The organism is Acinetobacter stercoris, assembly GCF_900323515.1.
GTDB classification, from domain to species: Bacteria; Pseudomonadota; Gammaproteobacteria; order Pseudomonadales; family Moraxellaceae; genus Acinetobacter; species Acinetobacter stercoris.
Genome location: NZ_OOGT01000094.1, coordinates 1 through 14,331, shown reverse-complemented (window position 1 = coordinate 14,331; position 14,331 = coordinate 1). Strand labels below are relative to the sequence as shown.

Here is a 14,331-nt window from a genome sequence, read left to right as displayed (position 1 = left end):
ATATCAAATATTGCTTTAGCCGCTTCCAGCTTTTTACCGCCTGATCAGGCATTTCAGTTTTCAGCCGAATCTATTTCTAATCAGAAAGCCCAACTGAAATGGAATATTGCACCACAATATTATCTGTATCATGATCAATTTAAAGTGAGTGTAAATAATCAGCCTATCAAACTTGAATTACCAAAAGGGCATGAGAAAGATGACCCAACATTTGGTCGAACTTTCGTACACTATAATCAAGTCATTACGCATATAAATTTAAAGCCAAATACAGCATATCAGGTACTGTGGCAGGGTTGTGCTGAAGATGGCTTATGCTATCCGATGCAAAGAACAACGATTCATACTGATGTGGATGGACTACTTCCACAACATGCTGCATCTAATCAAAATTTGAATACTAAAAGTTTATTCAAAACCAATACAAAAAATGAACTTGTAAATGACAGCAATGTTGTTGAAACTCAAAGTACACTTACTACTAGCAATAAAAAAAATTTAAAAGTAGATCAAGCGACTGAGGACAGTGATAAAAAATTAATTGAAACGAAATTTCCAGACCAGAAAAGTAATGTTGCAAGTAACAATATAGAAAACAATGCAGTAGAAACTGATCAAAAAAAGAGTGAAATAACTATTGATTCTACAAGAAATAATATACAAGAGAGTGATAAAGATAGTGCATTGTCATTACAAATTAATAATGATAAATCTTTTTTCCAACTCTTGAATAAAGATACACTTTTCCTAAACCTGTTGGTTTTCTTTGGTCTGGGAATATTATTGGCTTTTTTACCATGCTCTTTGCCTCTTATTCCTATACTCTCAGGAATTATTGTTCAACGTGCTACAGGCTACAAAGCAATTGCGATTGCTTTGAGTTTCATCTTCAGTATGGCTGTAGTTTATAGCATTATGGGAGTTGTTGTTGCCGAGATCGGTTACAGCTTCCAGCGATGGTTCCAGAGTCCAATTATCGTTTCTATTTTTGCACTTTTTTTTGTAGCGTTAGCGCTGAGTATGTTCGGGCTATATCAGATTGCATTGCCACAGCGATTAATGCAGAAACTGGATATGCTACAAAATAAGCAAAAAGGTGGAACATTTGCAGGTGCTGTCGCAATGGGTGCACTTTCTGCATTGATTGTTGGACCCTGTATGAGTGCACCACTTGCTGGCGCGTTGCTTTTTGTTTCACAAAGTCAGAGTGGTTTTTTAGGCGGGCTATATCTATTTATATTAGGTCTTGGTATCGGATTACCTTTATTCATTGCTAGTGTATTTGGATCAAAATATTTACCTAAACCAGGTCTTTGGATGGATCGGCTAAAAATTGGTTTTGGTTTCATTATGCTAATGCTCGCTGTGTATTTCTTAAGACCCATGCTTCCAATGTTTATATACAGTTTATGCATGGCAATCTTATTCATTGCCTTGGCAGTATATCTTTTTTATATTGTGCCAAAAGGGCAAAATATTTCTTATAAGGCGACCCTTTCAATACTTGCTGCATTATGTTTAGGACTTTCGATATGGAATATTAAGGAGAGTTCTAATGTATTTAAAGTAGAGCAAACTGAGTCGGCACATCTGAATTGGATCAGGGTCACCAGTTTAGATGAACTTAAACAAGCAATTAGTCAGGCAAAACATGATAAAAAGCCAATTGTTGTTGATGTTTATGCAGACTGGTGTGTAGCATGTCAGCCAATCGAACGTGAGGTTTTGCCACGAAAAGATGTGCAAAATGCATTGAATCAATTTACTTTAATCAAACTGGATTTAACAAAATACAATGCTTCCCAGGATATTATTTTAAAGGAAAAACAAATTCTTGGACCTCCGACAGTTCTGTTTTTAAATCACTTGGCGGATGAAAAAAGAGAACTGAGATTAACAGGAACATTTGCAGCTAAGGATCTGCTTAGTCAGTTAAGCAAAGCTGGGCAGAACTAAAAGATGATTACACCATATACAATTCATCTCGGTTTTATTCAATTGCCCTGGAATATTTTACTTGTTTTGATGAGTCTGGTTTTGGGATTGTTCATCACCAGCTTATTATGCAAAAAAAAGAATATTACAGTAAGTCAATGGTCACAATTACAGGACAGTGTGTGGACAGCAATTTTGCTTGGTTTATTGTGTTCTCGAATCATTTTTATTTTTCTACATTTTGATCAATATTCGGGACAGCTTGTAGATATATTAAAAATTCAGGATAAAGGTTTTGAACCTGTTTCAGGAATTTGTATAGGCATTATATTTTTTATATATAAAAACTGGAAAATTAATCGAAAAATCATATTGATTCTATTGAGTCTTGTTCTAGTTTTTTGTTCTATTTCATTGATTTCATTAAATAAGATTCAACAAAAATACCAGATTTTTCCAGATTTATTATTGGTTGATTTAAATCATCAACAACAAGAACTGGCCCAGTTTAAAGGGCGACCTTTGGTTATCAACTTGTGGGCAAGCTGGTGTCCACCATGTCGTCGTGAGATGCCTGTTTTATCTCAAATGCAGCAGCAAAACCCCAGTATTCATGTTGTTTTAGTAAATCAAGGGGAAGATGCAACAACTATTCAGCAATATTTAATGAAAAATAATCTGAAATTCAAACATATTTATCTGGATAGAAATGGTGAATTGGCACAAAGAACCCAAATGTTTGGCTTACCAAGTACACTTTTTTTTAATGCGAAAGGTCAACTGGTAACGACACATATGGGAGAAATTACATCAGCCGTACTGGCACAAAAGATAAAGATGATCGAGGACTAAACGTGAATAAACATATTTTAAATATCTCGGTTGGATTGTTTCTGATTTTAAATCAATCCTCTTTTGCACAACAACAATCCATCAAGTCCCACTTGCAAAACCAAGGCTATCAATTTATTGAACAAATTGATGCACCAGCAGATATGACTGGTTGGGCGGGTTATAAAGATGAATATCCCTCTACCGTTTTTATTTCAAATGATCAAAAATATTATATTGTTGGTGATTTATTTGACGCGAATGATAAAAATTTGACTGAAGATGCGATACAAAAACATGTAAAAGGGGCTGTATTAAATGAAGTCTGGAATAGTCTAGAAAAATCAAAGTGGATACAAGATGGTAAAAACTCTGCTTCTAAAATTATTTATGTATTTGTAGATCCAAACTGTCCGTATTGTCATACATTCTGGAATCAGGCTCGACCTTGGGTTGATAGTGGAAAAGTTCAGTTACGCCACATCATGGTTGGTGTTATACGCCCTGGCAGTAAGGGGCAAGCTGCAACAATACTTAGCGCAAAAAATCCTGAACAGATTTACAAAGAATATAATTTATCAAATGCTAAGCAACAATTAAAAGAAATGAAAAATATTCCCCCAACACTTTCAAAAGCGCTGGATGAAAATGAAAAACTGATGGAAAAATATGGCTTTTATGCAACACCAGCACTGATATGGAAAGATCAACAAGGTAATATTCAGAGCCAACAAGGAGCACCTAAAGATATTAAATTGTTATTGGATTAATCATATTATATGAGATCGTATTGGAGGGTGATCATTTCTATAGTTTTTAAAATCTTATTAAAATTTTGATCATCTAACCATGCTGAATTGGTGATGGTAAAGCTCCTTTCAGCAAAATCGATAGCATTGGGGACGGAGCTATGCAAATGTTTTAATGCTGGATAGTCTGGAATTGCACGAACAAAAAGTTTGGTTATACCTAAACCACCAGTCCAAAGCGCAGCCAATATTGCGTCTGTAATTTTTTTGTGTTCAGCAAGAATTAAAATAAAAGGGAAGGTTGCTGTAGTAGAGGATTCTTCATCAAAGATAGTCAAATGTGGCAGTTTACGTAATTGTTCAATGCGCTTTTTAGCTTGCAGGTGAGCCTGGTTCCAATGTTCTGGTAAACGGTTCGCTGCATGTGCTGCGACATGACTACGCCATTTTCCCAATTGATGAATTGGAATATCTTCCTGATTGAAATCATCACCTACAGCTGCAATTTCATTATTTTCTTTTAGATATTTACGCAGATGATGCCCATAGATCCAGCTTAAGGTCGATGGTCTATAAAGTAGGGTATAGCCAAAAAGTTCAATACTTCTTTTAAACTCCCAATCTTTTAACATTGGAACTTTTGAAGCCTTTTTGTGTATTTTTTTTTGTAATTCTGGACGAATACTAAATAAAATTCCCCCTTCGGCACTGGTTAAACCTTTGCCAAATGCGAGGCTAAAAAAGGCAATATCTCCTTGTAAACCTACACTTTGATGATTATATTTGGCACCCATTGCTTGAGCTGCATCTTCGATCAGATAGGTATTGTGTTGTTGAGCAATATATTTTAAATCTGTTAAATCATAAACCAGTCCAGCAAAATGTGTGACGATAATTGCCAGCGTTGATATGTTGTTTTTTTGTTTTAGATCATGCAAATCAAATTTGAAATGATTTTTTTCTAGATCACAAAGTATCGGAATGAGACCAATTTTCTCTATGGCTAATGCAACCAGTGGACAAGTCCATGCAGGGATAATGACTTGAGTTTTTTGAGGATATAATTCTTTCAGTGTTTCTAAAGCAATAATCAAAGCTGCTGTACCTGAACAGGTGAGAGCCGGCTTTGGAATATTAAGTAGGGCAGAAATACAAGAAGCCAAATCCTGTTGATGATTAAAAGGATTTAAATCTTTGAAATAAAGTGCCAAGCCATTGGTTGGTGGAATTTCAGGTTTCATGAGTGCAAACTAAAGTGATCGTGATGGGTGTCTTGTTCGGACTCATCACGTGCCAAAAATATTACACCGATCATAATCAGCGCTGCACCAATGACTTTAGTCAGGGTCAATGGTTCATTAAATAGCCAGACTGATAATAAAGTAACACTGATGAGTTCCAGATGTGATGCTGCAAATGCTGGTCCGACAGGTGCATACTTTAGTAACGTCATCCACGTGAAAAATGCGCCAATATAACCAATAAAAGCACCATAAATCCAGGGATGTGAAAATACACGTGCCAACCATGGAATATCAAATGTTAGTGGCATAGCATATATTGATGCATATTTAAAACTGATTTGAGCCAATGTATCGAATAGCATCAACACAAAAAAACCAATCACATAGAAATATTTCATGCTCCCATTCCTACAACTGTTACGCCTATCGTAATAAAGATCACGCCTATCAAACGGTTTTTACTGAGCTTTTCTTTAAAAAATAAGCGACCAGCAATCATGATGACCACAATATTAATACTGCCTAACATAACGCCATCAGACAAAGGCACAAGAGATAAAAAAGCTAGCCAAGCTACAAACTCAACGATATAACAGGTGATTCCGATCCAGATCCATGGACGTTTAGCCATCGCTTTCCAATGCGCTAGACCTGAATTTTCGGTATTTTCTGAAGCTGCTGCTTTAAAAGCAAGTTGACCAAAAGTATCAATAAGAATCGTCACGATCCAGACCAAGATAACAATTGGACTCATACAGCTTCACCTAACTTCTTTTCAAGACAGATTTCACTTGTAGTTTCAAAGCCTGATGTATTTGCATTGTGTTTTAGTTTTGAATGATTGCCGATAAACTGTAATGATTCCTCTATTACCTGTTTACGATCATTATCAATCGTAATCATGTGGTAACTATTATTTAACCAGATGATCTGTTTTGGACCTGAAACCCGTTCATACACCATTTGGCTATTTCTACGATGTGCAACATCATCATCATAGGCATGTAACGATAGGCTTGGAGCTGTAATTTTTAACAAATTTTTTCGTACATCACGTGATAAACGTTGTAATTGATATAATGAATGCCATGGATTACCTGGTAATCCTGCTTCACTACTGTCTCCATTATGCATTGCGTTAACTATACGGGCACGAAGTGACTCATTACGAATTCCGTAAGGTTCAGCTTCATCAAATGTCTGATGTCTACAAATATTTAGATGATATACCGCAGGTAAGACTACAGGAGCCAGTATTTTAGACCAAACAGGAATACTCCAACCATCATACTGAAATGTTGGACTATAACTAATCACGCCACTTACCTGATGTTCAGAAGCATATTTCAGTGATAACAATGCGCCCATTGAAAGTCCAGCAATAAAAATTTCATCGGTATGCTGTTTTAAAAAATCTGCAGCTTGACAGACACTTGTGTACCAATCCTCCCAGCGAGTATTTACAAGGTCTTCAATATCACCGCAATGACCTGCAAGCTGTGCTCCGTAAACACTATAACCAGCTTGATGAAAGGAACGGGCGATACCACGCATTTCATTTGGTGTTCCAGTCAGTCCATGTACAAGCAAGATACCAGTACGATTACCTGAAAGGAAAAAGGTATTATCTGAAATCATGCAGTCACCATAGTCGAATCATCAGGTCTATATTGACTACGCAGAATTTTTGTTAATGGTTTCTGGATTTCAGCAAAAGTATCAAAAGAAACATGAGTAATTTTCTTTTTTAAACAATGTTGAATTAATGATTTTTTTGCGAAGACATAATCCGCAGTTTCAGCCAGACAGAAATCTGAACGACCATCTCCTATCAGGATTGTTTGTTCCTGATAATGTTGTTCTGCAATCATACATTTACACGTGCCACTTTGACTCAAGCAGTTAGGATTACTGTTTGGAAATTCAAGTTGCCAGTGTCTCTCATCAACTTGGACTAAATGATTTGCAATAATAGGTAAATGTGCCAGATCATACTTTTTCAAAATATATTTAATGACAATATCCAGACCATCACTTACGATGGTTAGTGGAATATTGTGTTCATTTGAGAGTTTAACCAGATCAATAAAACCAGAATCAATTTCGATCTGATCCAGACATTGCTGTAATTCAGTTTCTGTCATATCCAGTAATGCAATTTGTCTTTGCATACAGGCTTTAGAGCCTATTTTGCCTTGCTCCCATTCTTGTTCAATTTCTTGCCATCCTGCTAAAGCAAATTTTTCAAGTAAATGATCTGTTGTGTCTTTGAGGCTTATTGTGCCATCAAAATCACACAAAATATGCCATTGAACAGATGGATAAGAATCATGACTGATAAGGAACATAGATTGCCTCACAGGTTGTTTTAATACTTTTACTCTTGTTTAAGAGTGACTTGATGATAGCGCCTGATTCTTAAAGAAAGCTTACTTAAGATCATGGCTGGATTACAAAAAATAATTTTATTTAATTAGATTTACTTAATAAAAGATTTGAACTATTGTACAACATTAAGTGTACCTGAACAGTCGGAATTTGTTTTTTTATATAAAAAATATCTGTGATTAAGCTAAAGCTAAGATTTCTTCATCATAGTGCATCAGGAAACAGATCGAATAAAGCATCTATCTTTCTTAATCTCAACTGGAAACCAATTTAGTGAAGATTTATTTATGTTGAACGAGAAAATTAGAAAATCCCTATTTTTCTGTGTGTTATCGACTAGCACCTTAAGTTCTGCATTTGTGTTTGCCGACGATGCGGATGCAGCAAGATTAGGTTTAGGTATAAATTACTCAGTAAACTATCAGGTTTATCATGGTGATGATGTAAATCATAGTATTTTACCTGTTATTTTCTACGATAATAAAAAAGTATATATAGAAGGTTCTGAAGCCGGTGTTTATTTAGTTAATAATGACAATAATGAATTACGCCTGAATGCTTATTATGACGGAAGTGAATTTGATCCTGCTGGTAAAGTTAGAGCATTAAATAAACGTGACTGGTCAATTATGGCTGGAGCCAGTTATATGCGCATTACACCATATGGTGGGTTCAAGGCACAAATCGGAACAGATGTGCTTTCAAGGAGTAAAGGCACTGTTGCTTCATTGGCTTATCTTGCAGAGCTAAATACAGGAAAGTGGTCTATCTATCCTGAATTGGGGATGCAATGGAATGATTCCAAATATAACCAATATTACTACGGAGTCAGTGCAGAAGAAGCTGAACTTAGTCATCTAAAAGAATACCACTTAGATCAAAGTGTCCAGCCATATGCAAGTTTAAATGTGAACTATAAAGTGACGCGAGACTGGAATGCGTTCGCAGGTCTGGATCTCACTTATTTATCAGATACACAAAGTAAAAGCCCGATGGTCAATCGGAGGCTTGATATCACACCTTCAATTGGAATCATGCGCCGTTTTTAAGTTTTATTTCAGAATAGTAGGTTTTACTTGTTTTGCAAGTCTATAGAAAATTTGTTTTAACAACAAATGGTTGCAAATTAAATTATAAGATTTTTTTGTTAATCGTTTGCTAAAACAATAAACACAATCTAAACGAAGGATCACTTCCTATGACAATTAATGAAGCTCAACTATTGGCAGACGAAGCAAAATATTGCTCACATGGTGATACTGTACATTATGTAAATCCCCCTAAAATTTTTACCGATTGCCAAGGGAGCTATATTTATGATGATCAGGGTATTGAATATCTTGATTTACAAATGTGGTACTCGGCAGTGAATTTTGGTTATAAAAATCCGCGTTTAGATCAAGCTTTAATCAATCAAATTAATACTCTCCCACAGATTGCAAGCCAATACCTACATCCAACCAAAATCGAACTGAGCAAAGTTATCGCTGAAGACATGCAGAGGAAAACTGGGCTTCAAGGTCGTATTCACTATAATGTAGGAGGATCACAAGCGATTGAGGATTCACTCAAATTAGTACGAAATTATAAAAATGGTAAAAGCCGTATGTTTGCTTTTGAAGGTGGTTATCATGGTCGTACATTAGGTGCATCTTCTATTACATCAAGTTATCGCTATCGCCGTCGTTATGGCCATTTTGGTGATCGTGCCCAATTCATTCCATTCCCATATCCGTTCCGTCGTCCTAAAGGAATGACACCAGAAGAATATGCAGTCAAGTTAGTCGCTGAATTTAAACGTTTATTTGAAAATGAGTATCATGGTGTCTGGGACCCTAAAGTACGTGAAAGTGAATTTGCTGCTTTCTATATTGAAACAATTCAAGGTACGGGGGGTTATGTCATTCCACCAAAAAACTTTTACCCTGAATTAAAAAAAGTGCTTGATGATCACGGTATTTTATTGGTTGTAGATGAAATACAAATGGGCTTTTACCGTACAGGAAAATTGTGGTCATTTGAGCATTTTGATATTACACCTGATGTACTGGTTTTTGGTAAAGCATTAACCAATGGCTTAAATCCACTTGCTGGCGTCTGGGCAAGAGAAGAAATAATCAATCCAGAAACTTTCCCTGTGGGTTCAACACATTCTACTTTTGCTTCAAATCCACTTGGTACAGCAGTTGGACTGGAAGTGATGACAATGCTTGCTGAAAAAGATTATGAAAAACAAATCATGGAAAGCGGTGCATACTTCCTGGAAGGCTTAAAAGACCTTCAAACACGTCATCCAGAAATTGGAGATGTCGATGGTTTAGGTTTGGCGTTACGTGCTGAAATATGTCAAACCGATGGTTTTACACCAAATAAAGAACTACTCGATAAAATAGTCGATATTGGTCTTTCTGGCGATCTGGAATATAACGGTAAAAAATGTGGGCTTGTATTAGATGTGGGCGGTTATTACAAAAATGTAATTACATTTGCACCAAATCTGGAAATCACGCGGGCTGAAATTGATCAGGCAATGGTACTGTTAGAACAATTGTTGAATCGTGCAAAAAAAGAGCTATAGTTTTTTAAAATGTATAACGATCTTAATCGCCTAGAACCAGAGAATTTGGTTGATGCTTTTTTGAAGTATCCTCCAGCCACATTTAATGTGCATGATTCACAGGATTTTTTGCCATTTTTTACTACAGATTTTAATCTGCTGACAACGCTAGAGGTGGCAGCTCGTAAAAAAATTGAATCAGCATTTGGTTATAAGTGTTGGGGTCGTTTATTGCATTTGTCTACATGCTTTATTGGTACTACGGTAACGGAATATACGCCGTTATCGAGTAATTTTAAAGTTATAGATATTGTTGAAAAATTAAAACTAAATGCAAAAAAGCATAGCCTAACGATTATTAAAGATTTGCCATTAAATTCACCTTTATTAACCAAAAAAGAAAATGTTTATAGTGCTGAATTCATTAAGATTGCAGAAAAAAATGGTTTTTTATCTGTTGAAGGTCAGGCATTGGCATATGTCGCAATTGATTTTCAAAATCGTGAAGACTATTTATCCAGACTTTCAAAAAGCCGGCGGAAAAATTTGAAAAGGAAATTGAAAAGTTTAGATGCATTGCAAATTGATATTCTTGATACAGGGAATGAAAAATTTAAAGATTCTAACTTTAGATCACATCTATATCGCTTGTATCTAGCTGTTTATCAGCAGAGTGAAATCCATTTTGATTTATTAACACCAGAGTTTTTTGATGAAATATTGCAAGATGGAGACAGTAATGGTCGTGTATTTTTATACTGGAAAGACAACATTTTAGTAGGCTATAACATTTGTTATCTATATCAAGGCAATCTGGTCGATAAATATATCGGTTTAAATTATCCATTGGCAACAGACTATAACTTATATTTCATTAGCTGGTTCGTAAATCTGGACTATGCCAAAAAGCATAATTTGAAATTTTATATTGCTGGTTGGACAGATCCAGAAGTGAAATCGCAGCTTGGTGCAAAATTTACGTTTACCCGGCACTTAGTATGGATACAGCAGCCTGTACTACGTTTTATCTTACGTCGATTAAAGCATTTATTTGAATCTGATACGCATTGGCATGAACATGTGCAGGAGTCAAAATCATGAGTAAACAAGAAACACGTCAACATGTGATTCTCAACTTTGATGATTCTGCTGGTGTACCAGAAAGGGCACTGAATCTTGATTTGGGTGCCTGGCAAGAAATGATACGTTTTGGCTGTAAATGGAAGCAATTTCAACAACTAGAGCAATATTTACAAACACATATTCCACAAAGTGGTGAGCTCGGTTGTGTTTTGTTGGGCAGTGGTGACTATCATCATGTAAGTCATGCATTATTAAAACGTTTAAAAACTTCAGAACCCGTGCATCTTATCGTATGTGATAATCATCCAGATAATATGCGCTATCCATTTGGAATTCATTGTGGTTCATGGGTTTATTGGGCAAGTTGCTTAACTCATATAGCCCGGATAGATGTAATCGGTATTGGTTCAAATGATATTAGTCTTAAACATGCCTGGGAAAATCACTGGTCACCACTTTATAAGGGCAAATTACACTATTGGAGCCTTTGTCAAAATGCTAGTTGGACAAAATGGATTGGCGCTGAAAAAGCATGGCATTCGTTTAATGATCCTGATGTATTAATCTCCGAGTTTTTAAATGAAATTTCAAATATTAATCTTCCTATATATCTTTCAATAGATAAGGATGTTTTATCTAAAGAAGTGGTTATGACTAATTGGGATCAGGGATACTTTCTGGAGCAGCATCTTCAGGATGTGATCCGGTTTAATCAAAGAGCCTTGATCGGTGCTGACATTACTGGTGATGTTTCTGCATATCACTATACAAATCGATTTAAACGTTTCCTAAGTGCCTCTGATGGTCAAAATGAACCAACAGTTGCTGAAATTCAGGCCTGGCAGGTACATCAGCAACAGTTGAATCAACGATTGATTGAATCTATAGATCTCGCCTGGAAATAGTTTAATATATTTTAATAATTTACTGATAGATCGTGTCTTGAAGTAACATAAATCACTTGGTTTACTGATCAATAATCTGTATATCCTTCTGCTTCAGGATATTAGCTTTCCCCAAGTTTTTTGAATTTATAAACTTAGAAAAATCTTTGGGTTAGGGTGGGGTGTTTATATTCAGGACTTGAGATATTGATTTTGTTTCATAAAAAAAAGCTACAATATTTCTTCATATTTATCGTATTTTGATCATATAATTCTGACTAAATTGGTTGGGTTAGAATAGAATCAAAATAGGGAATTTATGCAGTTAGGGTTAACAAAAAATTCGTGGTTATTTTCGATAAAAACCACACTTGCCGCGATGTTAGCTTTGTATATTTCACTTGATTTTGATCTTAATAATCCAAGTTGGGCTGTCGCTACAGTTTTTATTGCCTCACAACCTTTTTCATCATCAACTTTTTCTAAAGGTTTGTATCGCATTATTGGAACATTCTGCGGCGCTCTAGTTGCATTGTTTTTAGTACCACATCTGGTTCAAATACCTATAGCCTTATGTCTCGCTCTGGCACTGTGGGCATCTTTTTGTCTGTTTATTTCATTGCAAGATCGTTCACCCAAAAGCTATATGTTCATGCTGGCAGGCTATACAGCATCTATTATTGCATTTCCTAGTGTCATGACACCTGACATTATATTTAATACTTCTGTAGATCGTTTTCAGGAAATTTTAATTGGTGTTCTTTCTAGTGCCATAGTCCATAGCATATTATTTCCAAATAATATTTTTAATGCAGTAAAAGGTACAATCGATAAATGGATCATTGATGCTTATAAACTGATTGGCTTAAGTTTTAATCGCCATGACGGTGACTCTAATGGGGCTAGTTATGACTTACTCCACAATGTAGCAAGTTATCCGCTTAATTTGGAGCGCTTGGCAGATCATCTGATTTATGATGGTCGTAGAGGTAAACATCAGGCAGTTTTGGTTGAAAATATTCAAAGCAATATGCGTCAGTTAGTACCGCTTGTAGATTCAATTTATTTAAGGATTAATTTAATTGGGCATAAAAATATCCCTCAGCAATTGCTTGATATATTTAACCGCTTACAAAGTTGGTCAACTGATAAAAAAAATGTAAATGAATTTCATCAAATCAAGGCAGATATACAAACACAAAAAAAACAATATGCTCAAAAACAATCAGATCAGTTGAATGTTGCCTTATATGCTTTAATTATCCGATTGCAAGAATTGACACATTTCATGCACAAGGTACATGTTTTACAAGATAATTTGCATAAAGATAAGTTTTCAAAATCAGAAAAAGCACCTAAAAAACATTATTTTGTTGATCAGAAGTTAGCATTGTTGTCTGCTTTTACATTATTTTTATCAGTCATGCTTACAAGTTTACTCTGGATCGTCTGTGGCTGGGATAATGCTTCTTCCTCTATGCCTATGATGGCTGCTATTGCATGTTCACTGTTTGCTACTTTTGATAGTGCTTTACCACCATTAAAACTTTTTATGCAAAGTACTGTCATCGCCGTTGCAATCGTGATTTTCTATTCTGTTATGGTTTTACCTGGTATAAATAGTTATGAAATGCTAATTTTAGTTATTGCCCCAGTGTTTATTATTTTAGGGCTATTTATGACTGTTCCAAGTAAAGCTTTTATGAGCATGGTTTTGGCAATTAATCTGGCTTCGTTACTAGGTCTAAAGAATGAATACCATAGTGATTTTTTGTTTACACTGAACGGTGGCTTGGCTTCGATCTTAGGAATCAGTATTGCAATATTCATGATGTATGCATTACGTTCAAAGAATCCACAATGGGTTGCAAGTCAGATAGAGCGATATGCTTTAAAAGATATTATTGCAACAGTTCAACGCCAATTTTCAAGTAAGAAATATTGGCAAGAGCGTGAAAATTTTATCAATCGTATGTTGGATAAAGTTTACCATTTACTCCCAAGGGTTAAAGATCCAGCAAAGAAAAACTTATATGAAGATACTCATATTTTGCATGATATTCGCCTGGGAATTAACCTACTGGATTTAAAGCAATTTGCACAGTCTGAAATAGATTTGCAATTAAAAAAGAGTGTTGAGTTCTTAATTCAGGACATTATCCATTATTTAGAAGCCAAACTCTACGATGACAATGTACTACCACCATCACATATTGCTGATTATATTGAAAAACTAACCAATGACCGTAAAGATACAATTGAAAATAATCAGTTAAATGTTGTTTTATACAACATAAAAATCTCTCTTTTTGATGACATGAGTTTTAGTCAACGATCTGTAATATCACATGCTGAAGGTTTTGCTGTTTAGATATCTGGCTTGGGAAAATAGTTAAAAGCACATGTGTCTGATAGTGGTTTTCTGATCTGAGGCTATCGTTGGAACAAGAATAAAGAGCCAGTAAACCTGGGTAGGATTTGCTGACTGGCTAATAAATTAAAGTGATTAAATAAAGCTTTTTTCAAAAGTACTGTAGTGATGGTTAAAAGTGTTGCTAGTGGAATCGCATTGCTGAATACATTGTTTATTCACCGTACGATGCAAGAATAAGATATAAACTTGATGCTGTCCTAAATAACTCAATATATTTATCTGAGAA

Annotated in this window: 13 protein-coding genes; 8 read left to right on the top strand and 5 right to left on the bottom strand. The window is 35.3% G+C overall.

The features are described from left to right. The 3 genes from dsbD to dsbG form a co-directional block, all read left to right on the top strand. Positions 1-1,956: protein-disulfide reductase DsbD (gene dsbD / locus KPC_RS10970; RefSeq protein ID WP_121974423.1), on the top strand; the 1,956-nt coding region annotated here is incomplete at its 5' end. A gap of 3 nt (positions 1,957-1,959) precedes the next feature. Next, positions 1,960-2,787, top strand: a complete 828-nt coding sequence (locus tag KPC_RS10965) for a TlpA family protein disulfide reductase (protein ID WP_121974422.1) — start codon at positions 1,960-1,962, stop codon at positions 2,785-2,787. Between the two features lie 2 nt (positions 2,788-2,789). Further along, the gene (dsbG, locus tag KPC_RS10960; protein ID WP_121974421.1) at positions 2,790-3,536 is read left to right on the top strand and encodes a thiol:disulfide interchange protein DsbG; all 747 of its coding nucleotides are present in this window, start codon (positions 2,790-2,792) and stop codon (positions 3,534-3,536) included. 5 nt (positions 3,537-3,541) lie between these two features. Here the strand turns inward: dsbG and KPC_RS10955 are convergent, their stop codons facing one another. From KPC_RS10955 to KPC_RS10935, 5 genes are read right to left on the bottom strand one after another with little or no spacing between them, the layout of a single operon-like run. Then, positions 3,542-4,756 carry a DegT/DnrJ/EryC1/StrS family aminotransferase gene (locus tag KPC_RS10955; RefSeq protein WP_121974420.1) on the bottom strand — a complete coding sequence of 405 codons (1,215 nt, stop codon included), beginning with the start codon at positions 4,754-4,756 and terminating at the stop codon, positions 3,542-3,544. Then, positions 4,753-5,157 (bottom strand): DMT family transporter, encoded by a 405-nt coding sequence (locus KPC_RS10950; protein ID WP_121974419.1) that lies wholly within the window; start codon positions 5,155-5,157, stop codon positions 4,753-4,755. The genes KPC_RS10955 and KPC_RS10950 overlap by 4 nt, the downstream gene beginning before the upstream one ends. After that, on the bottom strand, positions 5,154-5,513 hold the full coding sequence (locus tag KPC_RS10945) for an EamA family transporter (protein WP_121974418.1): 360 nt from the start codon (positions 5,511-5,513) through the stop codon (positions 5,154-5,156). Before KPC_RS10945 ends, KPC_RS10950 begins: the two co-directional genes overlap by 4 nt. After that, entirely contained in the window at positions 5,510-6,397 is an 888-nt protein-coding gene (locus tag KPC_RS10940) for an alpha/beta hydrolase (protein ID WP_121974417.1), read from the bottom strand. Before KPC_RS10940 ends, KPC_RS10945 begins: the two co-directional genes overlap by 4 nt. Continuing rightward, the gene (locus KPC_RS10935; RefSeq protein ID WP_121974416.1) at positions 6,394-7,107 is read right to left on the bottom strand and encodes an MtnX-like HAD-IB family phosphatase; all 714 of its coding nucleotides are present in this window, start codon (positions 7,105-7,107) and stop codon (positions 6,394-6,396) included. Before KPC_RS10935 ends, KPC_RS10940 begins: the two co-directional genes overlap by 4 nt. Before the next feature lie 327 nt (positions 7,108-7,434). Between KPC_RS10935 and KPC_RS10930 the strand changes: the two genes are divergently transcribed. The 5 genes from KPC_RS10930 (at position 7,435) to KPC_RS10910 (ending at position 14,042) form a co-directional block, all read left to right on the top strand. Continuing rightward, the gene (locus tag KPC_RS10930) at positions 7,435-8,196 is read left to right on the top strand and encodes a MipA/OmpV family protein (RefSeq protein ID WP_121974415.1); all 762 of its coding nucleotides are present in this window, start codon (positions 7,435-7,437) and stop codon (positions 8,194-8,196) included. Positions 8,197-8,345: 149 nt separating this feature from the next. Then, positions 8,346-9,725: an aspartate aminotransferase family protein gene (locus KPC_RS10925; RefSeq protein ID WP_121974414.1), complete on the top strand. Its 1,380-nt coding sequence runs from the start codon at positions 8,346-8,348 to the stop codon at positions 9,723-9,725. A gap of 9 nt (positions 9,726-9,734) precedes the next feature. Then, positions 9,735-10,805, top strand: coding sequence for a GNAT family N-acetyltransferase (locus tag KPC_RS10920; RefSeq protein ID WP_121974413.1), 1,071 nt, complete (start codon positions 9,735-9,737; stop codon positions 10,803-10,805). Then, positions 10,802-11,692, top strand: a complete 891-nt coding sequence (locus KPC_RS10915) for a hypothetical protein (protein ID WP_121974412.1) — start codon at positions 10,802-10,804, stop codon at positions 11,690-11,692. The genes KPC_RS10920 and KPC_RS10915 overlap by 4 nt, the downstream gene beginning before the upstream one ends. Before the next feature lie 298 nt (positions 11,693-11,990). Beyond that, on the top strand, positions 11,991-14,042 hold the full coding sequence (locus KPC_RS10910) for an FUSC family protein (RefSeq protein ID WP_121974411.1): 2,052 nt from the start codon (positions 11,991-11,993) through the stop codon (positions 14,040-14,042). The last annotated feature ends 289 nt before the right edge of the window (positions 14,043-14,331 follow it).